At 48.4% G+C, this 23,803-nt stretch carries 13 protein-coding genes; 9 read left to right on the top strand and 4 right to left on the bottom strand.

Annotated features, from left to right (window positions below; translation table 11 throughout):
• Window positions 1–16 precede the first annotated feature (16 nt).
• Together PSE7367_RS19920 and PSE7367_RS22595 are read left to right on the top strand one after the other, a co-directional pair.
• On the top strand, window positions 17–1,324 hold the full coding sequence (locus PSE7367_RS19920) for a hypothetical protein (RefSeq protein ID WP_015163496.1): 1,308 nt from the start codon (window positions 17–19) through the stop codon (window positions 1,322–1,324).
• Window positions 1,325–1,348: 24 nt separating this feature from the next.
• The gene (locus PSE7367_RS22595) at window positions 1,349–3,370 is read left to right on the top strand and encodes a pentapeptide repeat-containing protein (protein WP_015163495.1); all 2,022 of its coding nucleotides are present in this window, start codon (window positions 1,349–1,351) and stop codon (window positions 3,368–3,370) included.
• A gap of 37 nt (window positions 3,371–3,407) precedes the next feature.
• Here the strand turns inward: PSE7367_RS22595 and PSE7367_RS01005 are convergent, their stop codons facing one another.
• Window positions 3,408–4,526, bottom strand: a complete 1,119-nt coding sequence (locus PSE7367_RS01005) for a mechanosensitive ion channel family protein (protein WP_015163494.1) — start codon at window positions 4,524–4,526, stop codon at window positions 3,408–3,410.
• A 507-nt stretch (window positions 4,527–5,033) separates the two neighbouring features.
• Between PSE7367_RS01005 and PSE7367_RS01000 the strand changes: the two genes are divergently transcribed.
• Both PSE7367_RS01000 and PSE7367_RS19910 read left to right on the top strand, forming a co-directional pair.
• Entirely contained in the window at window positions 5,034–5,933 is a 900-nt protein-coding gene (locus tag PSE7367_RS01000; RefSeq protein ID WP_015163493.1) for an alpha/beta hydrolase, read from the top strand.
• 190 nt (window positions 5,934–6,123) lie between these two features.
• The gene (locus PSE7367_RS19910; protein ID WP_015163492.1) at window positions 6,124–7,668 is read left to right on the top strand and encodes a DUF1565 domain-containing protein; all 1,545 of its coding nucleotides are present in this window, start codon (window positions 6,124–6,126) and stop codon (window positions 7,666–7,668) included.
• Between the two features lie 17 nt (window positions 7,669–7,685).
• On the opposite strand, the gene argH is transcribed toward PSE7367_RS19910, so the two are convergent.
• Window positions 7,686–9,083, bottom strand: coding sequence for an argininosuccinate lyase (argH, locus tag PSE7367_RS00990; RefSeq protein ID WP_015163491.1), 1,398 nt, complete (start codon window positions 9,081–9,083; stop codon window positions 7,686–7,688).
• Between the two features lie 38 nt (window positions 9,084–9,121).
• Entirely contained in the window at window positions 9,122–10,015 is an 894-nt protein-coding gene (locus PSE7367_RS00985) for an AbiJ-NTD4 domain-containing protein (RefSeq protein WP_015163490.1), read from the bottom strand.
• A gap of 188 nt (window positions 10,016–10,203) precedes the next feature.
• On the opposite strand from PSE7367_RS00985, the gene PSE7367_RS00980 reads away from it, so the two are divergent.
• Window positions 10,204–10,752 (top strand): cob(I)yrinic acid a,c-diamide adenosyltransferase, encoded by a 549-nt coding sequence (locus PSE7367_RS00980; protein WP_015163489.1) that lies wholly within the window; start codon window positions 10,204–10,206, stop codon window positions 10,750–10,752.
• Window positions 10,753–11,102: 350 nt separating this feature from the next.
• Here the strand turns inward: PSE7367_RS00980 and PSE7367_RS00975 are convergent, their stop codons facing one another.
• A complete protein-coding gene (locus tag PSE7367_RS00975) occupies window positions 11,103–11,954 on the bottom strand; it encodes a pentapeptide repeat-containing protein (protein ID WP_015163488.1) in 852 nt (283 codons plus the stop codon).
• Between the two features lie 358 nt (window positions 11,955–12,312).
• On the opposite strand from PSE7367_RS00975, the gene PSE7367_RS00970 reads away from it, so the two are divergent.
• The 4 genes from PSE7367_RS00970 (at window position 12,313) to hpsC (ending at window position 23,738) form a co-directional block, all read left to right on the top strand.
• Window positions 12,313–12,930, top strand: a complete 618-nt coding sequence (locus tag PSE7367_RS00970) for a hypothetical protein (RefSeq protein WP_015163487.1) — start codon at window positions 12,313–12,315, stop codon at window positions 12,928–12,930.
• Window positions 12,931–13,319: 389 nt separating this feature from the next.
• A complete protein-coding gene (hpsA, locus tag PSE7367_RS00965; protein ID WP_015163486.1) occupies window positions 13,320–21,437 on the top strand; it encodes a hormogonium polysaccharide biosynthesis protein HpsA in 8,118 nt (2,705 codons plus the stop codon).
• Between the two features lie 249 nt (window positions 21,438–21,686).
• Window positions 21,687–22,364, top strand: coding sequence for a prepilin-type N-terminal cleavage/methylation domain-containing protein (locus PSE7367_RS00960; RefSeq protein WP_015163485.1), 678 nt, complete (start codon window positions 21,687–21,689; stop codon window positions 22,362–22,364).
• A gap of 93 nt (window positions 22,365–22,457) precedes the next feature.
• Window positions 22,458–23,738 carry a hormogonium polysaccharide secretion pseudopilin HpsC gene (hpsC, locus tag PSE7367_RS00955; RefSeq protein WP_015163484.1) on the top strand — a complete coding sequence of 427 codons (1,281 nt, stop codon included), beginning with the start codon at window positions 22,458–22,460 and terminating at the stop codon, window positions 23,736–23,738.
• Window positions 23,739–23,803 lie beyond the last annotated feature (65 nt).

Genomic DNA, 23,803 nt, shown 5'->3' with positions numbered 1-23,803 from the left:
TGGATAGGGTTAGCTGATGTTTAAGAGTCTATTTGACTATATCTATGGTCGTTTGGGGGGTGGCGATCGCTCCGCCAATGCTGATGGGAACAATGCTGCACCGGGGCGGTCTTCTTTGTATAGCCCTAACCAGCAAACTATTGCTCGAATTAATGAGCAGAACCAGCAAGGAAATCAAGCTAGTAATTTTGGAAGTGATTCAATTGCTAAGAAAGGTGAAGCAAAAAACACCGCTAGCCCCAATCAATCAACTGTGTTAGGCTCTTTAGCGATCGATCCCCATCCCAACCAAATCAACTTCAATAACTCTCAAACTAAAGACCAAAGCAACATGCCCACCCAGGCGATCGCCCCAGACACTACTAATAATCTGCCGATCGCCAGCAACATCCGCTTAGTTAGTTGCTATAGCGTGGCTAAGGCTGGGAATACAAGGTCTGAATGCGAAGATGCCTATGCCTGGCAACAGAATGAACGATCGAGTTGTTTTGCGATCGCCGATGGCGCGACGGAATCATCATTCGCGCAAAAATGGGCACAGGATTTGGTGACCAGGTTTGTAGATGTACCAATTTGGCCTGATCGTGAAAGGGGGATTGATTCTGGCGAAATCTTGGGGGCAAATAATGCTGTTGATCTTAATAATGGCGATCGGCCTGATTTGCAGCCATCAAGTTTTTTGGATTTTGTTAATGCCGATCAAAGCGATCAATTAGTGAATCACAATGGCGAACTGACTGACTCAACTGAGCCGATGGGTAAAAATCATCAGCAACTAAATAATCTAAATAATCTAAATAATCTAAGTAATCTAAGTAACTGGTTGATGCCGCTGCAACTAAACTGGGCAAAATGGATTCTCGCACAAGAGCTGGTCTGGTATGCTAAGCGCAAGGCTGAAGCAGGCACGTTCGCTACTTTGCTAGGATTAGAAATAGACGCAAACAATTATTGGCGCGCCATGGCGATCGGTGATTCTTGTCTGTTTGTGGTCAGAGATGGTCAACTTTTGCACAGCTTTCCGATCGATCATGCTAGTCAATTTAGCCACCGTTCCAGTCTGGTTGGCTCATTGCTAAATGCCGAGACCCTGCCCACCATTAAACATCTCTGCGATCGCGCCGTGGTGGGCGACGAATTTTATCTAGTCACCGATGCCTTAGCCAGTTGGATCTTGAGGCAAATTGAGGCGAATGCCAATCCCTGGCAGGAATTAAATAAATTTAGCGATCGCCATGCCTTTGGCGATTGGGTCGAGCATTTGCGCGATCGGCACCTGTTGCAAAATGACGACACCACCATGCTGCACCTTAGCGTAACCTAAGGTTGTCTTAACGTTATGAAGGTCATGATTTCCGAAAGTTGGCCCCTCAACATTGATTTCACCGCGGCGGTGCAAAATCCGCAGATCTGTTTTCAAGACGAACAGTTGCGGCGATCGCATCCGGCCAAAAACCAGCGCGGCCGCATGTTGCTGTGGTCGGGTAACTTTGCCACGGTTTATAAACTTTGCAATCAAGAGCAATCATGGGCGGTGCGGTGCTTCACCAGGGCACCCCAGTTTGATGTGCAAGAGCGCTATGCCAGAATTGGCGATCATCTGCGGCAGTCTAATTTGCCCTATCTGGTGGATTTTGAATTTATTGATCATGGCATTCTGGTGCAGGGGCAATGGTATCCAATTTTGAAAATGGATTGGATCGACGGCCAGGAATTAGATCTCTATATTGGTGAGCATATTAATGATGCCAAAGAGTTACTAAGCCTGGATCAAAAGCTTAAGCAATTAAAATCAGACCTGCGATCGGCCGGGATTGGCCACGGTGATTTGCAGCATGGCAACATTATGGTCACCAATGGTGGTGAATTAAAGCTGGTTGATTATGACGGCATGTATGTGCCAGCGCTGAGGGGCAACCCACCGATCGAAACCGGACACCCCAACTATCAAGCACCCGCCCGATCGCCCCATGACTTTGATGAATCGGTGGATGAGTTTTCCTTTGATGTAATTTCCCTCTCGCTCCATGCCCTGGCGCAGCAACCGCAACTCTGGCAATCGTTCCACGAAGACAATAAGAACCTGATTTTTCGGCAGGATGACTTCAAAGAGCCGGAATCATCACCGGTATTTCAATCGATCGCTACGATCGAAGACCCGGCCACCAAAAAATTACGATCGCAACTGATCCGCCGCTGTCGGGGCGATATGATCGTGGTGGAGCCACCTGGACTATGGCAACGCCTCAAATCAGGCCATTACTTGCAAACGCTTAAAACTGGCAGCGCAAGCCTACCGCGATCGCAATGGTTGATGCTCACTGCGGTGGTGGGTTTAACCCTGGGGCTCAGTGCCCTGATGGCTACGATCGTGATCAGTACGCTGAGTAATCGCGTTAGTAATCGTGGTTCGATCCCTACTCAACCCAGTCCTGGCCAGCCCACTAATAGCGAGACTAATCCTGACGCAACCGATTCGACTGCCACATCTAATCCCGCTCCCAGCCCAAATGCAAATAATGATCCAGAAATTGTATTAGCACCAATCACCGCCGCCGAATTGTTGAGTGCCTATGCAGAGGGCGAACGAGACTTTGCCAATGTCGATCTCAGCGGTGAAATTCTCAGCGGCGCAGAGTTAAACGAGATTAACTTGCAAAATGCCCTGCTCTCCGAAACTGACTTCAGTGATGCCAGATTGGGCGGCGCGAACTTAACTGGGGCGATCGCAACAGGCGCAGATTTACGCGGTGTGGATTTTTCCGGTGCCGACCTAACCGAAGCCAACCTGACCAATGCAATCATGTCGGAGGTGAATTTAACCGGGGCGCGGCTATTGCGGGCTAATTTGAAACAGGCCGATCTTAATTTTGCGGTGTTGCGCGGTGCAGAATTGATGCGGGCGGATCTGAGCCAAACCGATCTTTCGTTGGCCGATCTCAGTGCGGCTAATTTGTTGCTGGCTAATTTGAATGATGCCAATTTATTGAAGGCAAATTTGCAGGAAAGTAATTTAAGTGCAGCAGAGCTAGAGAATGCCCAACTGGAAGCAGCGGTACTATTGCTGGCCGACTTACGATCGGCAAATTTAAAATTAGCGAATCTCAACTATGCCGACTTGCGAGAGGTGGATTTAAGCTCAGCGGACTTGACCCAGGCGAATTTAATTGGGGCAAATTTGAGTGGAGCCAATTTACGCGGTACGGATGTGAATCAGCTAGCGAGTATTGATGGGGCTGATTTTACGGATGTGGTGAATTTAGCGGATACTAGCAAAACTTATTTTTGTAAAATTGCAGCGGGACAAACTTTTGCGGAATCTCCAGAGCAACGCAGGGCTACCAGGGCAACGCTCGATTGTCCCAATTAATATTAATAGCGCTAGACGATCGCCCCTGGTAAATCACCTAAATAGTCACAGGCGATTCCACATAGATAGTCGGATCTTGCATTGCAAATTCAATCCCATAGGTTCTCAGCTCTGCAGTCATACTCTCGTTGGCCAGCTCCAGCAAACGCTTTCTTAGTTCGAGCGAATTTTCATTGGAACCGAGGATAAAGAAAGTAACCCTGGCGCGGCTTGTCTCCAGGTGATCATGTTTCATGATTGTGATTCGGGTACTGCCAGGATCAATACCAAATAGTGAATTGGTGCTGTCTCTAACTACCTGTTGCACCAGTGCATGTTCCTTGTCTTCCAGATGGCGATCGAAATCAAGATAAAGCATTACCATCACCTTCTTGGCCATCGTCACATTCTCAATGTCCATCCCCACCAGCGTCGAATTTGGCACAATCACCACGGTGCTTTTGGCCAGGGTACGGATTTTGGTCGATCGCAACCCGATTGATTCCACCCGCCCCAATTGACCACTATTGAGGCGAATATAGTCACCGGGCACAAAGGGACGATCCAAATACAACACGATCGTACTTAGTAATTGCTCCAGGATTTGTTTGGCCGCAAAGGCGATCGCAATCCCCACCAAGCCCACACTGGCCACCACGCCCAGCAGATCGTAATTTTGCGATCGGGCAAATGCCAAAATGGCCACAAACCCAATCAGGAAATTAATAAAAGCTTCAAACACCAACAATAGCTCGTCAACTTCCAGCCCCATTCGCCGCACAATGTCAATGCCATAGACCCGCAGCAACTGCTTAATAAAGCGCGACACCAACCAGGCAATGCTAGCGATTACGGCAAGATCAGCAAATGGCTTCAGTAGACTATAGAGCGGTTCATAGGAACGAATCCAAACCAGGGACATGGAAACCAGAATAAAAGTGCCAGTGATCACAAATAGCTCTTTGAGGGGCTCGATCAGCTTTTCAAAGGGAGCCACTAAGCGATCGGGAGCAAACTTTTCTACCAGGGCTTTGACCAGGTTGGGTGTATATTTACCCACCAGGATTGAGACTAAGATAAACACCACAAAGGTAATCCAGGTAGGTGCTTCAGCCAGAATCGTGTCACCCCATTTTTGCACCTGGGGATGGGCAATTATTTGATTTAAAAATTCCATGCTTGAATTGCTACTTCTACTTGACTACCTTAATTAAATTCAAATTAATTGCAATTCTGCAAAGATCCTCTGCACTGCTGGCCTAACAATTAAATTTAATCCGGCAGGCTCATACACTTTAATATTAAAAATATTAAAAATACTAGATTCACCAGTGTAATTATGATTGCAGCGGATCAGTTAGTCAGGGCTCTATAGTTTTATTTCATTTCCTCAACTACATTAATCAAAATTCAAGACATTGGGTATGCTCCACGCCAGGATTGACCTATCTAATAACTTGCTTCACTTGTTCTAATGATGCTGGTTCTCTGCTCAGCTTCAATCCAGTTAAACCCGGTAAATTAGACAATTAAAAACCTGGCTACTATTGCCAGCCAACTATATTCAATCTAAATCATCTTAATATTACTAATCCGCTGGCTAAGTTGATAGAACTCTTGTAAAAGTCCAGTGCAGCAATCAGGGAATCACAATCTCAGCCATTATTTAAGCATTAGAAGTCTGATGAAAAAACATTTAAAAAAAATTGCGATCGGCCTGATTAGTCTAGCTGTGCTTGGCTATGGCGGCATTTGTGCCTATTTTGGCTTGGGGCAACGAAAGATGATCTATTTCCCCTGGGGCTGTGGGCAAACTAGTGACTATCCAGCTAAAGTCCCAACTGATCTGGGTATTGACTACGAAGAAGTATGGCTCAGGGAAAATGAAAGCGATCGCATCCATGCCTGGTGGGTGCCAAATGATTTAAAACAGCAGAAGCCATCTAAGGTAATCATTTACTTTCATGGTAATGGTGGCAATCTGAGTGAGTATGTTTATGTGACCGAGCGATTGCATAAAGCTGGTTTTTCGGTATTGATCATCAATTATCGTGGCTATGGTTGTAGTGGTGGTGATTTTCCCCAGGAAGCGAACATTTATGAAGATGCCCAGACAGCCTTGAATTATTTGATTGAAAAGAAGCAAATCCCACCTACGGATATCCTGGCCTATGGCTATTCTTTGGGAGGAGCAGTGGCGATCGATCTGGCGGCAAAAAATCCAGATCTGGGCGGTTTAGTGGTGGAAGGTGGGTTTACTTCAATGCTGGATATGGCTTCGTTTAATGCGCCAAGTTGGATTCCCATCAACCTATTGCTAACGGAGCGATTTGATTCGATCGCCAAAATCCCTAATCTGGACATGCCAGTTTTATTTTTTCATGGCACAGAAGATGAAATTATCCCTACTTATATGAGCGAGAAGCTTTATGAAGTAGCCCCAGAGCCAAAAGCACTAGTGCTTGTCCCCAATGCCGATCATGGTAATACGGCTGAGCTGGCGGGTAGTAAATATGCCCAAGAGATCTGGGAATTAGTAGAGCGATCGCAGGTTATCGATATGTCAGTCAAGCAAAATCCTTAAGCCTAAATGCTGAAGCAGAAAAAGCTGCGCGATCGAAACAAATTCGCGCCCAATTGGTCAATATCTAACAGTTCTCATTAATAGACTTCTGTTTAAATCTGTGAATTGCCGCTGAGATGCTTATGCGCTTGTGGTTAGTTTGTCCTGGCAGAAGCTCTGATTAATACCTACTCACCAGGAATTATCAATTATGCCCAAGCTTCAGACGATCGGACTAGCAATTAGTATGGCTTTGTTATCGCCTCAAATAGCCTTAGCTCATACTTATAACTTAAATTCGGCTAATTCTAACTTAAATTCGGCTAATTCTAAATTAAATTCGGCTAATTCTAAATTAAATTCGGCTAATTCTAACTTAAATTTGGCTAATTCTAATTCAAGTAATGATGTTGCCAGCCAGAATCTAGCTAATCGATCGCTGATCGCCCAAAATTATATTGGCCAGGTGACTATTTTTGTCGATCCCAATGGCAATGATACCTATGGTAATGGATCGCAATCGCAACCCTTTCGCACCATCACCGCTGCCCTGGCTACCAATCCCCAACCAGGTACGGTAATTCGGCTTGCCCCTGGCACCTATAGCACCAATACGGGCGAAAATTTCCCGCTCAAGCTCAGTCCTGGCGTACAACTACGGGGGAATGGTAATACCAAAGGCCGCGACATTATCATCCAAGGCGGCGGTAGGTTTGTTAGTCCTACCTTTGGCGGTCAAAATATTACGATCCTGGCGGCAAATAATTCGCACATTGGCGGCATCACGATTTCAAATCCCAATACCAGGGGCTATGGCCTGTGGGTGGAGGGGCGCAACAACGTCACGATCGCCAATAATACCTTTACCAATACCAGTCATGATGGCGTGTTCCTCACTGGTAAGGCTAATGTTCTAGTTAGTGAGAATATTTTTACGCGCAATCGCGGTAGTGGCATCTCGGCGGTGGGTGATAGCAATGGTGAAATTCGCGGTAACACCTTTGATAACACTGGCTTTGGCCTTTCGATCGGACAGCGATCGCGGGTGGTGCTGCGTGATAATCAGATTGTTAATAACATGGATGGGGTGATAATTTCCAATGTGGCGACTCCTGCCCTGCGCGGCAATACGATCGCCAACAATCGCCGTAATGGCCTGGTGGTGCTCAAAGATCGCAATCGCCAACCCAGCCCCGATCTTGGCACTGCAAGCAACCCTGGTCGGAACGTGTTTCGGAGCAATGGTGAGAAAGATATTAATAATGTTTCTGGCGTATCGGTAATTGCGGCGGGGAATCAATTCGATCGCAACAAAATTGCCGGTGCGCTTGATACGGTGGCCAATGTGCCCTCTGATCTGGATCGGCGATCGCCTACTACCATTGCATCTCTGCCTAGCCCCCGACCGACTAATAATGCATTGCCATTACCAACCAATCCAAGTAATCCAAATAATAACTATAACTACGACTTCCCCACTGAAATTTTGATCGAGCGAGAACCAAGTAATCCTGGCAATCGCCCGATCGCCCTATCGCCTACAGCCCCAGCTACATTGCGTTATCGGGTGGTGGTGCCGATGGGTGGAAATTCCAACCTAGCCTCAGTTCGTAAGGTTGTGCCGGATGCCTTCCGCAGTAATAAAAATGGTCGCACCGTAATCCAGGCAGGAGCATTTGCCCAGCGTCAGGTAGCCGAACAACGACTGCAACTGCTCTCGCAAGCGGGGTTCAGGCCAACGCTAGAAAACCTTTAATTGGTAAGCGTTATAGCTCAGACCTCTGCTTTCAAAATCTCTTTGGCTGCTGCCACCTGTTGGCGTACCTGCTCAAACCCTGTACCACCATAGCTATTACGCACTGCCACCACTTGCTGAGGGGCGATCGCCGCGTAAATATCCTCTCCAAATAGGGGATGGAATTCTTGCCAGCGTTCCAGGGATAAATCTTTGAGCAAAATCCTCTCACTGGTGCAGGTTTTGACTAGCTTACCCACTAGGTTATAGGCTTCGCGGAAGGGCACATTTTTGGCGGCCAGATAATCGGCCACGTCGGTAGCATTGGAGAAGTCTTCGGCTACGGCGGCAGCGAGGCGGGGCACTTTGAACTCGATCCCCTCGGCGATCATAATTGTCATGGCCTGCAAGCAGCTCTTGGTGGTGATTACGGCATCAAAGATCGCTTCCTTGTCCTCTTGCATATCTTTGTTATAGGCCAGGGGCAAACCCTTAATCAGGGTGAGCAATGCTTGCAGATGCCCAAACACCCGCCCAGTTTTACCGCGTACCAGTTCCGGTACATCGGGATTTTTCTTCTGGGGCATAATGCTAGAGCCAGTGCTAACCTTGTCGCTGAGGGAAACAAACCCAAATTCCTGGGATGACCAGAGGATAATCTCCTCGGACAATCGACTCAGGTGCGCCATGATCAGGCTGCTGGCGGTAAGAAATTCGATCGCAAAGTCCCGATCGGATACACCATCTAAGCTGTTGCGACCGACGGAGTCAAAGTTAAGCAGTTTGGCACTGAGCGCCCGATCGATCGGGTGGGGAGTCCCAGCCAGCGCCCCTGAACCAAGCGGACAAATATTAGTGCGCTTATAAACATCACCCAATCGCTCCCAATCCCGCTGGCACATTTCAAAATAGGCCAACAGGTGATGTGCCAGGGAGATCGGCTGTGCCCGTTGCAGATGGGTATAGCCAGGGATCAGGGCATCGACATATTGATCGGCTTTGGTGACCAGAGCGGTTTGGAATTCCCGCACCAGGGTTTGAATTTGCTTAATTTGATCGCGTAAATAGAGCCGCACATCGGTAGCAACCTGATCATTGCGCGATCGGGCGGTATGCAGTTTTTTACCCGTATCACCCACCAGATCGGTGAGCCTGCGCTCCACGGCGAAGTGAACATCCTCAAACTCCACGCCGGGGGTAAATTTACCCTCTCGATATTCCTGGCGGATTTGCTCTAGGCCATTTACCAGGGCTTCCCCTTCCTCGGTGCTGATGATGCCGGTTTTGGCGAGCATCTGGGCATGTGCCTGGGAGCCGGTTAGGTCGTATTCGATTAGGTTGATGTCAAAACCGATGCTGGCATTGAATAGCACGATCGTGGGGTGCAGGGCGGTCTCGAATCTCTGGCTCCAGGGCTGTTGGGGTGTTTGGCTCATTCTTTAATCTCAGCGCAGTTATTTAGAATCAGTAATCACTATAATTCAATCCCTGCTTTGCGTGCCTTTTCTGTCAGATAATTGACAATCGATGAACAAAATACCAGCATGAATTGGGCATCTTCAAACTCTGGGATATTATCGCCTTCCTTTTCTGCATGACGTATCCCCCCAGAATTACAGGTATATTTATAAGCTTTTTTGATGCTTTCAGCTAAATTAGGATCTAAATCTAGAATATCCATAGCTTTTATTAGAGCATTGCCTAGTGTTAGATCTTCTCTGCCAGCAATCCTCCTGCAAATAGCTTCCACAGCACTTATAGATTCTTTAATTGAATTTGCAAAATCCGGAGATTTTCGATCCGACGTGAATTTCAATGCGCGCTCAACATGGTTTGATACGGGCTGGAGTGCCTCTGAATAGCCCATTGCCATCTCAATTTCTTTACTATTTTGTTCAAAAGTAATCGGGGCTACTATATCTCCTACAAATCTATAGGCTGAAAATCCTCTATCTAAAATCACATTACAGTAATCACGAAATTCTTTGCCACGCTCTAAATCTCTATCATGACGAGGAATAAATTCTATGAAATCGAAAACCTCATTCCACTCTAGATTATCGTAAAGCTTGTATATTTTTTTGCTCCAATCACCCACTTTTAATGGACCATCGTCAACGGCATTCATAAAGAAGTTAGTCCATAACTCAAACACTACAAAAAGATAATTTCCATAATCAGTTTCATAGTTTTGATGAAATTCTTTATAGGCATCATAAAGATTAATCTTGCTATGTATCCGTGCCCCCGACCAGTAAAATTCTGCAAAGGCATTCCATAAATCTGTCTTTAATTTTTTGTTAACACCTTCTATCTGTATCGTTCTATCAACTGGTTCTATGCCTAATCTCTCTGAAAATGAAGTCATGATTTGCGCCCTACCTAACAGCTAAAACCCTCAATTAACAAAATAGGAACCAATAACTTTGATTAAGTCAACCTATGTTGTTAAATCTTGCCAAATATTATAAATACATAAGATAACATCATCATTGACTTATTCCTACATCTAGTGTTTGATAGATATCACTCCCAACAACCAGCACTAGACTTGTTATGGTCGCCGAAATCAAAAACACCCAGCCCAGCAAAAAATCCCAGAAAACCAGAAAAGTGACTCTCACCGTCGTGCCGCAGAAAGGCACCATCCAAATCTTCACCGCGCCGCAAACCCGCTTCTACGGCAAAGTAGTTGCCCAGGCACTCAACCATGCTGGACATGGCACCAAAGTGCTGATCGCCCAAATGTTCCAGGGCGGCATCCGGCAGGGAACCCAATCGCCCCGCCAGCTTGCCCAAACCTTGGATTGGTTGCGCTGCGATCTTGCTCGTAACATCGATCCCACGACCGAACTAACTAAGCCAGAGATAGAAGCAGTTCAAAACCTGTGGCAATTTGTCAAAACCGCGATCGCCAATGGTGAACATGGTCTGATACTGCTCGATGAGCTAAATATGGCAATCCCGCTGGGGGTGATCGATGAGGCAGAAATTATTGCAACAATTTCCAATCGTCCCGATCATGTCGATGTGATCCTCACTGGTGCAAATATGCCAGACAGCTTGTTGGAGATCGCCGACCAGGTAACTAAGCGCCGTAGCTAAATTATTTTGCGCTTGGCAATATCTACAGGGCAAAGAAAAAAATTTAATTTGATAGTCTCAAAACAGCCTGGCGATCGAAATTGTCAGGTTGTATTTTTTTGATGATTTATTTTGTTATTGTGATCAGTTCAACGATCGATTAGGTTTAGATCAGCGATCGCTGGTTTGGAGAATGTGCCCAAAATTGCTTGCTCCAGTGGATTGATTTAGTTGATCAGGTTTTTTTTGCAACTCAAAATCACCCTGATTGAAATAACCAGAGTTAAACTGCGATCGCAAATTTGCCATCTATATTAATAACTATTTTGAGTAAGCCGGATCTATAGCTTCACTCGAATCGAGGCTATAGCCTAAAGCAAGAACTGCAACAGCATTGAGCCAATCGTATTGACGATCGCGCCAAACTCACTATTGGACTTGCCCGGTTTTGGTGGATTTTCCAAGGCATCGGTCAGGGCACTAGATACCTCTACGCCCTCCGAATGCTCGATCGCGGTGAATAGTTCTTCCGCTCGTTTCGAGTCTTCGATCGCCCCTGGCCAATCACCCAGAAACCGCCGCGAGATCGCCCGACCTAAGTAGGAAAAGGCAAAATCTGGATCAACTTCCAACGATTGATTGAAATAGGCGATCGCCTGTTTGTGGGCTCCACCCTGGGCTTCCATTACCCCCCAGGTATAAAACTCGCTTGCCGTCGCAGCACTGGTGGGGATGCCGATCGCGCCTCTGAGATAGACCCCCTCCATATTTGCGCCATCTAGATCCGCATTCACCAGATAAGCACCCCTGAGATCTGCGCCCCGTAAATTAGCGCCCTTGAGATTGGCATTGCTCAAGTCTACGCCATTCAAATCAGCACCGCTCAGGTTGGCATTGCTAAGGTCTGCACCGTTTAACTTTGCTCCCAATAATGAAGCTCGCGCTAAATTAGCACCACTCAAGTTGGCACCACGTAAATCAGAACGGGATAAATTGGCATCGCTAAAGTCTGTGCCACTGAGATTAAATCGGGCAAAGTCAGAAAATACTAACCCCGATCCACTTAGATCACAGTTCAAGCATTCGCGCATATTAAATAGCTTGCTGAGATCTTGAATGTCTTCTGCTTGGGCGGCGATCGCCACACTTAAACTAACTGAACCAGCAGCAGCGGCAACCACAACCGCTGGCAGAAATCCTGCTATATATTTTTTTAGTTTCATGATCGATATCGATTAATTCTGATAATTCTGAGATTGAGTGAGAAACGCTGACATATTTGATCTTTTTTGATCTTTAAAATTTTGGGCGGGGATACTTATAAATAATTAATTGCCTTAACCGCGATCGCAAACTGGATCACAGATCAGGTCACAGTATGGCAGCAATTTAGCAGACATCTGGGTAAATCGCACTCTTTTGTTGGCAGGTTAGGGCGAACTTTTGTGAAAACTTTTGTAAATACTGGTCGTGATTTCGATATTTCGATCGCAAGATTGTTGGTTGCTGATTTAATCTACCTGAATGTCGATCTAATCCTTAAATATGCCTAAACCCTCAATTAATATTAATTTCGAGGCTATGCAGCAAATATTGTCCCGATCGCCCCAACTCTGGCTCCCCCTGCTGGCGATCGCCATTGGCTATGCAATTCTGGGGCATACCCTGGCCGATCTATTTCGAGATCGCATCTTTGACCTATGGCAAGCACTTTTGATCTGGCTGGGGGTGTTAACTTTGGGCACATTGGCAATTCCGGTGGGCTTGGGTGGCATCATCGCTGCGATCGCCGCCTTGGCAATTATTTTTGTGCGGGTGGGGTGGGGATTGGCGTTGCTGGCTGCAATAGTCACGATCGTAGTGATGTGGTTGGGGTTGCGTGAAACTGATTCTGAAGATGAACAAGCAGTGCTCGCCCCAATCCATTGGTATGAATATATTGGCGTTGCCCTAATGTTACTTTTGACGATCGCCCTGACCCTTTCCACCCTGCATCAGTTTGCCGCACCCCTGGCCACAGTTTTAATTGGCTTAATCGGTGGGGCGATTGTGGTAGCTGGCCCACAAATCCGCGATTTGGGTCTACCAGCTAGCGATCGGCTCAAGCTAATGGGGATGACCACAGGCGGCGGCTTTCTAATTGGCCTGCTTCATGGTTTAATCACCTATCGGTTTGCCGTTTTGTCATGGCTAGCTTAGAAATTAGTTGCAAAAAGCTTAACTAAAATGCTGGGAAGTATAAGCCTACTGGTCATTCCCTAAACAGAGAGGCTTTGCATTGTTCAATTAATTTAATTAAAACAACAATTATTTGGGGCTAAAAATAATTGCAGATAATTTCTTGTGATCGCCATGAACCGTTAGCAGTGAGCCATAGATCAGCCAAAATGCTTAGGCTTTCAGAGCAAAACCAGAGCAAAACCAGGGCAAAAGTAAAGCAAAAAGTTTTAATGCCGATCGAAAAAAATTCTAGATCAGTAGTCTTACCTAGTTAATTTTTAGAACAGGTATGGGTAGAATCCATTCTAGTCACAACTTTTAAGTTCCTTAATCCACAGATACTCGCTATAGGTTAATTTGAGGGGATCATGTCCAAGCAGCGCCGGAGAGACACTGAAAATACTCGTAGGAAGATCCAACAATTCTTTGCGCAGTTGATTGCCAAACTCAGGGATTGGCTGAATCGTACTGGCAGCCCCCTACGCCTGAGTCGTCGGTTTGTGCGTACTTTGCTGAGTCAGAGTCGTACTAATGTGCCGCGATCGGGCAGGCAGAGGGGGTTTGTGTTGCCAGTTACGGTAATGGTCACTACCGTTGTCACCCTGTTAGTGGTGGTGATGGTCGGTAGAGCCACCCAACGAGCCACAACTGCCGCTAATCAACGGGTTGAAGATGCGTTTAGAAATGCGGCTACGCCGATCGTCGATCGGGCCAGGGCAAAAATTGAGCAGTTGTTGAATGACCCTATCCTCGGTCGCGGCTTACCCAGCGATGGCGCACTTGGTACTACTCTCGAAAATAGGCGATATACTTTTGCCGATGAAACACGCCTCCAAACTGTAGCTAGTCTTGACGGTGATACCCAAATCGATCTAGGTGATGGCTTTAGTGCTGACCAAGGGACAGAGGAAATTTTAAACTCGGTCTGGCGCTTCCCGGTTGACACCGATGGTAATGGCCGATTCGATACATTTGGCATCTATTCGATTCAGTTTCGATCGCCTGCCCTGGCCAGACAAGCAGGCCGCCCGGTCAGTGTGCTGGAATCCAGAACACCACCGATGGATGAAAGTGCCAACTCAAACATCTGTGCCCAGGCTGCTGCCGCTGGAACCGGTGCCGCTGGTGGTGGTTGGGAAGCTGCGGGTAACCGTTTGAAGAAAAGCTTCTTTATCTTTGCCACCACAATCCCGATTACCTCTGATATTACGCCCGGTCAACTTACCAACCTGGTGGATGCCCCAACGGTCAGCGGCGATCCAGCTTTCAATTCTGATGCTTTTGATGTTAATCAGTATGAGGTGATCCAGGGTAATTCCTCGATCTCGGCTCTGGAACTGCAACAAGACCGATCGCGTACCCCATTGAACAACAACGCGGTATGGTTTGAGAGTGATCTAGAACTAGCCAGACCCAGAGCTTTCCGGCTCAATGGTCGCGTGTTTACCAACAGTAACCTGATGATCGGTGCTGCCAACGCCACCAACCCGATCGATATCTATCAGGTTAGTGACCCCCGCTCCTGCTATTACGAAGAAGATAATGCTAAGGTGCTGGTGGCAGGGAATGTAATCAATGGTGATGCACTAACTCCTGATTTGACTTCGCTTCAAGGAGCCAGCTTCCACCTGTTTAAGGGTGCTGGCATCAATCCCCTTGCTACTGCCGGTGGGGTAATTCCTTTTACTGGCACTGACCAAACTGTGACTAATCCTGGTGCAGAGGCTGGTTTCAATGATGGTGCCTATAATCAGCGACTTAATATGCTGGTGCAGGCTGCTTTTGCCCCCTCCCGCTGGAATTATGCGGCTGGAGCACCAGTTACGCCGCTAGGCTCTAACTCCGATCCCCAGGAACTAATTGATGCCGTTGCCGCTCTGCAAACGGAAGATCCTAGCCTCAGTATTCCCGATGCCTATCAAATTGAGTACGATCGCTATTTCCGCAACCGTACTCGCAAAGTGCCTTTTGCAGAAGTACCCTTTGGTGATGGCACCCTTAATACTGCCAGTGTTTTCTATAGCAGTAATTGCGCTGGCAACGAATGTACGGTTGCTAATATCCTCAGTGCTTTCCCCAATAGCGCTACCTTCCTCTCACCACCATTGGACTGGGTGCTGCCACCGGCCACGGCTGGTAGCTATAGCCCCTATGATCCCACAATCGCCTATGGTTTACCCGCTGATGGTAATGGCCTCACCATTAATGGTACGGGCGCATTAGTTAATCTGCCGGCCACCGAGCCAACGGTTCAAAATGGCGCTGGCACTGAAGAATTCCTGGGCGATCGGATTGTGGCTGGAAATAACCTGCCTGGTCTATGGTACCGTCTGGATGGTGGTGGTAATCCTGAATTCGTCGGTGGTACAGGCACTTCTGGTGCTCGCAACTTTGTGGGTGCTACAGTTGGCTCGATCGAGTGGGATGAATTTGGTGGTATTCCCGAAAAACGAGAACGCTATCGCACCACCCAGATCAGTACCCTGGTTGACTTGGGTGACCCTGGTCGAAGTGGTTTCTGGGAACGTAATGCGGCTGATGATCCCAGCGCAGGCCCTGGCGAAGCAACTGATACTAATCCCCAGTCCTTCCCAGTCACTGGTGGTCTACGGGTAGTCACCAGCGCTGGTGTTTATGATCCAAATCCGGCTGACACCTTCCTGCCGCAGGCACCAAATGTACTTAATAGTCCTGTTACACCGAATATCAATGAAAGTGCATTTACGGTAGTCTGGCCTGACACGATGCCAATGACCGGTGCAGTGCGCTGGGATGGATCGGCATGGCGGCCTTATTTATTGTTTGATCCAGGGGCTCCCGATCGTATCTTGACTGAAGATACAAATCCTAATGGGGTTCTTGATCCCGGTGAAGATATTAATGGTAATGGTCGATTAGATCGCAATGGCCGCTGGGCTGCTGCTACGGATGGCGGTGCACTATTAGGTGCCAATAACGCGGTTAATGATCCTGCTACTGGCGATCAGCGCAATGGCCATTTCCAAATGCGGGCGATCGCGGTTTACCACTACAAAAATAGCGCCTATGATCCAGCGATCCCTGGCACCTATCAGGCACCGATCGCCTGTGTCAGTGCTTACTACGACAACTCAACTCCAGAGACAGCCCAGAACCAAACTGGCCTGCCCACCTACGACGGCACCAATCCTGGTCCTGGCTCATCTGCTCAAGGTCGATCTAATAACGGGATTAGCTATGGCCCGCCCACTACCACTGCCGCTGCGCTCGGTGCAGTAACTGCTCCTGATGCGGATGGCTTGTTCTCACCAACGACAGCAGCAGCACCAGGTGGTGGTAGTATTCTCAATCAGCTTTATTTCCAGGCTAATCTGGTATTCCCCAATGGCCGCTTAGTGAATGAGCCTTTGCGCCAGGCTCTAGCCAATGCTGCCAACGGCGTGAATCTATCCCTGGCTAACCAAAGCGCGATCGATTCTACGATTTGTTCACTGCAAATTCTCAGTGGTGCGATTGCGCCGACTAATGCGGCTGTTCCCCACGGCACATTCAAGGAAGCTGCATTCCTCGATGGTAGAGAAATCAAGGCAATCAATCGCCGTGAATCATTAGCTGAGCTTGACTCGGTGAATTATGACCTTGAGATCGAACAGCGCCAACCGTTGGAGATTCGGGTTACCGACATCGATATGAACCTGCTGCGGGGACAGACTGTAGCTGGTGGTAATAATAGTGGGGTCGCCACTGAATATTTATTACCCTACAGTGGCATTGTCTATGCCACTCGTGATGATGCACTCAGGGATCTCAGCGATACTAATACGATTCAGGCTACCCGCGAAGCGCTCAGTCCAACTGACTTCCTCTTAGACCCGACCCGTCGTCCCAATGGTATTCGCCTGGTTGATGGTCAACGCTTGTGGCGTGGTACTGGTACTGGTCAACCTGCGGTGACTACTGCCACGGAGGGTGAGAAAGGGCTGATCATGGTCTCTAACTTGCCGCTATACGTTAAGGGCGACTTCAACCTGCATACCCAAGAGGAATTTAATACTGCGCTGGCCGCAGACTGGGGCAACTTCTATACCCGTAATAATGGCACCCCGCCAGATTACGGCCTGAATCCTGACTTTGCCTGCCGCCCTGGTTCAAATGTTAACTGTACTAATGGTGATGAATGGCGACCGGCCACGATCATCTCTGATGCGGTGTCGATCGTTTCGGCGGCCTCCAATGACGGCTTCCGTAGTGATGGTGACTTTGACCTACGTAATAACCAGGACACCTCTGTTTATAATGACCAGAGCGATCCCTACTCACCTGGCAGTAGTTTCGATCGAGAAATTCTCAGTCCTGCTGCCAAGGCAAGGCTCAAGAATGGCTTCTTCAATAACAACTTTGTCACCAGTGCCAATTGGGTTGATGTAGCCGACGAATACCCAGGCAACAATCGCAGCACCTTTAATGCCAATGGTGTCACACCGATCCAGCGCCGTGAGAACGTGCATGAATACGGCATGGAAATCTGCCGCAAGCTGCCGGTTTCAGAATGCGAACCCCAGGACTGGGTCAAGGACTATGCTGGCACCACTGGTATGAGGGAAGCAGGTACTAATGTCGCTGCCCCCCGATGGATCGATGAGCAGGATCAACGGTTTGCCAGAAGATTCTCGTTCTTGCGCTATGACGACATTTACCACGATGGGAATGAGTCGCTGCTATTTGTGGCTCGTTGCGACAGTGATGGCGATCTCTCTGGCCAGAATCATCTATACCAGGGTGAGGGCGGCAACACGGAAGATTGGCAAATGTTCCCGATCGCCCTGGGGGTCGTCAATGGTGCCGGTGCCGGTGGCCGTACCTATCCTAATGTGTTTGGGATTTCCCGCGAGGCTCCATTCCACCAGGATGGTAACTACCGGAACGCCTATGGCACAGTGCCCTGCCCACCACGCGAACGTCCTTACTTTGAGTTTAGGGGCGGCGATTCTCGCGCCGATACTGAAGGTACAGACTATGGTAGTGATGGGCTATACCGCACTATCCAGTTTAAAATTCGTTTGAGAGGGCAAACTACACCAGGGACAACATACTATGTGCAACCATTCACATGTGCCTTTGAGGATGCTCTTGCACTATTTTCGCCCTGCCCATCTGGCTATGGTGTAGGTAATCGTCCTGGTGGTGCTAGCCCTGGTGAAAGTATTCCTCCATATGACACACAGTTAGGTAATCCTAAACCTGGTACTGTTCCTTATACCAACCTAGTTGATAATGAACCTGCGGCTGCACCATTGACCGCATTAGCAGGTGATCCTGTAAATGTGCACGAACTGGAAGGACCACAAGACTTTATTGCCTTGCCAGAAATCACCCCAGTCCCCAGCTTCCCAGTTGATCCACCTAATGGTCAATACTTGGCATGGGGGCCTAATGCGGCTACGTATGCAAGCAATCCTGCTTACCAAAAGAGTAATTACAACAACACAATATCTATTAATGTTCAGATCTATAAAGATCGGTTATGTGAGTATGATGAATATTTCTGGATGGTAATGAAGGATGGTAGTTCTGACAATCCTTCATCTGTGCCTGTGATTAGAACAGGTGGTGCTGGCAGACGCAGAGGTAAAATCCTGAGCCGAGGCAGACAGGCAAATCCTGATTCGCCTTTAACTACGGGTAATTCGAATAGGTATGCTGATGTATCTACACAACCACCATTTGACAATGTAGGTTCGTTGTGTCAGACCACTAATCCAACGCCAACGCCAACGCCAACGCCAACCCCGGCACCAACACCAACCCCGGCACCAACACCAACCCCGGCACCAACACCAACCCCGGCACCAACACCAACCCCGGCACCAACACCAACCCCGGCACCAACGCCAGCACCAACGCCAACGCCAACCCCGGCACCAACACCAACACCAGACATTGGAGTCGGTGCAGTGGAATACCCAACCGTGGCTCAGGCTGGGTTCAATGGGATGCCGATCGCTATGGTAGCGCCACCACTCAATACTCAATTGTCGAGTCGGATTGCCGCAGCATACCCTTGGCAGTTTGATGCGAATGAGGAATTCGATCCCAACCCAACCAATGGTTCTAATGATAATGACACCGAGTCCTGGCAAGAGCAGGCAGCGCCTAATTCTCTTAACTTGGTGATACATCGAGCACCTAACTTCCCGATCGTACCGCCCACTGGCCTATTCGCTGGCAATCAAGGTGATGGTCGTGGTAACACGGTGATGATCTACGATTTGGATCGGGATTCAGAAAATGAACCAAATCCCCAGCCTCGAAATCTGTGGTATACCACCACTACTCAAAGTACTGACATGTGGCTGGGTCGCTCCTGGATGGCTAGATATAACCCTGCTAATCATCCATTCATATTTGAAGCCTTCACCACTGGCGCTACGAACCGTAACGATCGCCCATCCAGCCCCGATCGTTATGTGCTACCGCGCGCCGAATGCATGGTCATCTCTGGTAATGATGTGCTCAAATCTGCCTGCCCAGACATAGACACTGCATTTGGCTATGGCACTACGCCTACTATTCCTGCCAATCAAGTCAATCTGAACCTGCCAGTGACTGAAAATGCTGGTGCTGGCGGTGGTACAAATATTGTCAGAGACTCTCAGTCGGCATCGGCCTATCTGTTCTGTGGTTATGACGGTGAAGATCGTCACTACATGGCCGAAAAAGAAGAAATGCGGTCTGGCAATTGCCCCGACGGCACGCGGACAGTAATCAATGATGTTTATACTAAGTTGAGTAATCTGTCTAATACAGGTGTCTGGTCAGTTGCCCCTACCCGTACTTTCTTTGTCGGTGGTGATGAAGAACGCCGTCTGGTCGGAGAATGGACTGCCAATGCCGATCGGCAGGTAAATGTCCTGACGCTACCTAATACGTTTACAAACGAGAACCCACTAACTACAACGCCGGCACAGCAGGATGCAGCCAGAATCACCCAGGGTCGGCTCTTTAGGGATGCTCGTATCACGTTGCGAGCTGGTGATCAAAAAGATCCCATTTTTGTAATCAAGTTGCCAGAACCTCAGGCTAACCCAGCCGGCAATCTCAATATCTCCAACGTCATTTTTGATGGTGTGCAGATGCAACTGGATGGGGTCAGCCCCAATAATATCTACTGGTTGATGCCAAGGCAGACTGCTGGCTCGATCAGCGGCACTGATCCACAATACAGGTTGCAATTTAGAGGACTTCGCAATGGCACCGTAATGGCGGGGAATTTCTTAACCCCGATCGAATCCGGTTCAACTCCTGCTAATGCCACCGAGCTATTGATCAATGACAATGCCGGTAGCTGTCTCTCCTATCCGATTGCGTTGGGGGGCAATAATCCCCTGACAAGTAATCGCGATCGCTTTGAGGCCCTGGGTCTAAATCTACCAGCACCAGCTGATTCATCGCTCCCCGATGATGATTTACCACCAGGGATGGAAGTAAGATGTACTTCTTTCCGTGGGGTCAGATTCCTGGGCTTTAGTACCTACGATCAGCCACCGGCGGGGATACCTGATTTAATGTTCAATGCCTGGATCACGGCGGTAACTTCGACCGATGAACCGATCATGATGCCAGTTACTCAACTGCATTCACCAGAGGATAATCCGACCACCAATAATGGACTTGGCAGTCGGATGCCCCAGGAGTTTGATCAATATATCAACTCCACGGGTGGAAGATGGACAGAGCAGGCCAGCGACACGATCGTCAATGCCTACTTTGTCTCCGGTAATACCCCATCCCGCGCTGGTGTTACCTACCAAACCTCTGACCTAGATCCTACGAATCCAGTTAATGCAGTCGATGGCAATAGCACCGGTGGGATTGATACGGGCGCTGGGATTGATCTTGGTAACCCACAGCCAGTCACAACTACTGGTGAAACCGGTGGTGGCCTGCACAACTTCGTCAGGTTCATTGAGAACTGGGCTGATACCAACATCCAAATTAATGGTGGGTTTATTCAGTCCTTCCGTAGTCGATTTGCCACTGCGCCATTCTCGGCCACTGCACCCTATCCAGCGACTGATGCGTTGGGTCTATTTACCCGCAATGGGATGCAGACATTGTTTACCGATCCCAACCACGTGAATGGGCCATTGAGTAACTTCTGGCGGTTCTATCAGTCGCGTACGACGCAGCGGATTCCGTTCTATAACCCGCCCAATCGCCTGTGGGGTTATGATGTTGGCCTGCTGACCCAATCGCCTGACTTGTTTGCGCAACGGTTCTCAACCGCAGTGCCCGATCCAAACGAGTTCTTTAGGGAAGTCGATCGTGATGATCCGTTTGTCCAATCGTTGCTCTGTGCCTATCAGCCAGGTACCCTCGATGTGGATACTGTGACTGGCCAGGGACCTGATGCTGAGGCTCAAGACTACGTTGAACCGGCGATCGCAGGACAATTTAGACCTGCTACTTGTCCTGTGGGTACCCCTCCCAACTACGTGATTAACTAAGCCAAACAAGTGGGGGGTAGGAATTATGTCTATCCCCTGCGCTCAATTTATTGATTATTGGTCATTTTCAAGTCTGTTGAGCACACAATGAACTACAAACTTGCAGATTAAAATAGTTAGTAGAGACGTATAGATATTTATCAAATTAGGGATTTAGTCATAATCCACCTGGGTAATCTTGATCAATAATTACGCATAATCACGAAATCATTTATTGCAGCACTATCAGAAAACCAAAGGCGATCCACCATGTTTGCACCACTAAAACCCAATCGATCTGGCAAAGTTAAATCCTGGCGCACTATTTTTTTAATGATGCTATTGCGATCGCGCCGATGGTCTGACTCACAATCGGGCGTAACCCTGATTGAGGCACTGGTCGCAGTAGTTGTAGTCAGCATTCTGGTGGCATCGGTAGCGCCAATGATCGCCCTCAGTGTGGCCTCGCGGGTGCAAGCAAGGCGGATCGGTCTAGCTACTAGCAGCGCCAAGTCCTATATTGAGAAGCTCAAATCCACCGCTGTACCAGTACCGCAGGAATATATTGCCGCCGACCTATGTAGTTTGGATGCTGTGGCCGCACCGGGTTCTTACCCTCCCACCGATCTTGGTACGCTGGTTGATACCAACAACAATGGTTTTAGTCCAGCAGATGTGCAAGATTTAGTGATCCAGGCAATTCGGAGCCCTTCTACCTGCACAGGTGGACCAGAATGCCCTGCCCAACAAGGTTATCAAGTGTTGGTGCGAGTTTATCGAGCCGATGCTTTCCGTAGTACACCATTTCCTACAGGTACTGAGCAAACTGCAAATTCCTTTATTGGCACACTGGGGAGTCCTGATGCCCCCTTGGCGGTGCAAACTTCCTATATCACTACTGATACCACCACGAGTAATGACTATCAGGCGGTTCTCAGTGGTTGTTAGGGTTAATTGTTGATTAAAGTTATTAGATACAAGCAAATCCTGCAAAAGTCACGATCGTTTTTTGTTATTCCAGTTAGAAAGGGCAGCTTAACCATGATTGGCAAACTTATCCTGAGATTGATCGGCAAACGCAAAACCAAGGCAGATCGCGGTTTTACCCTCACCGAGCTGCTGGTTGCGATGTTTATCAGCACATTAATTGTCTCTAGCATGATGGCATTTGTGGTGCAGATCCTAGAAACCGATCGCCGTGAGCAAGCGAAGGTTGACACCCAGCAAGAGCAAGAAGCCGCAATGGATTTTATTGCCGATGACCTGCAGGAATCGATCTTTGTCTATGATGCTGACGGCCTGGAAGCCCTGATGGGTGGACCTGCTTCGCCCACACCTGGCGTGAATCAATTACCTGCGCCAGGATTTTTCACAGAAGTTGACAATCCAATCCCCATTCTGGCGTTCTGGAAGCGCTCTTTTTACGATCGGTTCGAGACCCAAACAACGGCCAGCGGTGCTGATGTTTTGGTCGGTTGCCTCCGCGATCCCAACCCTAGCTGTAATGACACTAATATGATTGGCACTGATGAATACACCTATTCACTGGTTGTCTATTTTGTTGCTAAAAACGATCCGGGTACGGGCTGGTCTGGTGCTGCTCGACTGTTGCGTTGGGAACTAAGAGGTGGGATTCAGTCCGATTGTACTGTTGCTGCAGGGAACACTCTGGCTACACCAAATTGTGGCCTGACTGCGCAACGGGGTTCTCAAGATCCAACCGATCTTGGTTTCTATTATGTATTGCCTGATTCCGGGTTCCGTCGCTTTGACCTCACTGGTGCTGGCAGCCTCAAAGATCGCATGGCCAATTGGCAGAGTGCTCCTTATAATCTAGCTGGCGCCCCCCCTACCCAAGAACCGCAGGTGCTGATTGATTATGTGGATGACACAACCTATGCTGCTGCCCAAGAAGACCCTGGTACTGCATCGAATGTAGATATTCTGGTTGGGTTGGATGGGAATGCTAATGGGAATGATTGCGCTAATCCCAACCTTGGTCAAACCGGAGCTAATGCCCAGCGGGTACCAAGAGCATTTGATACCCTGCCTGATGGCAGTACGATCCCAGTTGAGGATCAAGTAACGGGCTTCTATGCCTGTGTTAATTCATTGGAATATAACACCAGAGTCTTTCTGCGCAGCAATGCCCTGGCTAGGCTCCGCCGGGATATTACCCAACGCACCCTATTTGCTGATGGTACTGCCAGAATCGGCAATCCCGCCACAGCCACCAGTCCGATCGCTTCGTCAACGGCTACTGCGTTTATTCCCACCGCAGATGTACAGGTTCGTGGTCGCGGTGAGCTTGGCGATATATAGTCAATATTTAAAAAGCTTGTTTAAGTTATATGCAGGTGGCACATAGCAAACGCCAGAACCTAAGT

This window comes from Pseudanabaena sp. PCC 7367, from assembly GCF_000317065.1.
Lineage (GTDB): Bacteria > Cyanobacteriota > Cyanobacteriia > Pseudanabaenales > Pseudanabaenaceae > Thalassoporum > Thalassoporum mexicanum.
The sequence above is the reverse complement of the archived record's forward strand: the minus strand, read 5'-3'. Positions and strand labels throughout refer to the sequence as shown.

Coding starts and splice junctions, on each gene's coding strand:
- PSE7367_RS19920 (WP_015163496.1), top strand. CDS start 17: ATGTTTAAGAGTCTATTTGACTATATCTATGGTCGTTTGGGGGGTGGC.
- PSE7367_RS22595 (WP_015163495.1), top strand. CDS start 1,349: ATGATTTCCGAAAGTTGGCCCCTCAACATTGATTTCACCGCGGCGGTG.
- PSE7367_RS01005 (WP_015163494.1), bottom strand. CDS start 4,526: ATGGAATTTTTAAATCAAATAATTGCCCATCCCCAGGTGCAAAAATGG.
- PSE7367_RS01000 (WP_015163493.1), top strand. CDS start 5,034: ATGAAAAAACATTTAAAAAAAATTGCGATCGGCCTGATTAGTCTAGCT.
- PSE7367_RS19910 (WP_015163492.1), top strand. CDS start 6,124: ATGCCCAAGCTTCAGACGATCGGACTAGCAATTAGTATGGCTTTGTTA.
- argH (WP_015163491.1), bottom strand. CDS start 9,083: ATGAGCCAAACACCCCAACAGCCCTGGAGCCAGAGATTCGAGACCGCC.
- PSE7367_RS00985 (WP_015163490.1), bottom strand. CDS start 10,015: ATGACTTCATTTTCAGAGAGATTAGGCATAGAACCAGTTGATAGAACG.
- PSE7367_RS00980 (WP_015163489.1), top strand. CDS start 10,204: ATGGTCGCCGAAATCAAAAACACCCAGCCCAGCAAAAAATCCCAGAAA.
- PSE7367_RS00975 (WP_015163488.1), bottom strand. CDS start 11,954: ATGAAACTAAAAAAATATATAGCAGGATTTCTGCCAGCGGTTGTGGTT.
- PSE7367_RS00970 (WP_015163487.1), top strand. CDS start 12,313: ATGCAGCAAATATTGTCCCGATCGCCCCAACTCTGGCTCCCCCTGCTG.
- hpsA (WP_015163486.1), top strand. CDS start 13,320: ATGTCCAAGCAGCGCCGGAGAGACACTGAAAATACTCGTAGGAAGATC.
- PSE7367_RS00960 (WP_015163485.1), top strand. CDS start 21,687: ATGTTTGCACCACTAAAACCCAATCGATCTGGCAAAGTTAAATCCTGG.
- hpsC (WP_015163484.1), top strand. CDS start 22,458: ATGATTGGCAAACTTATCCTGAGATTGATCGGCAAACGCAAAACCAAG.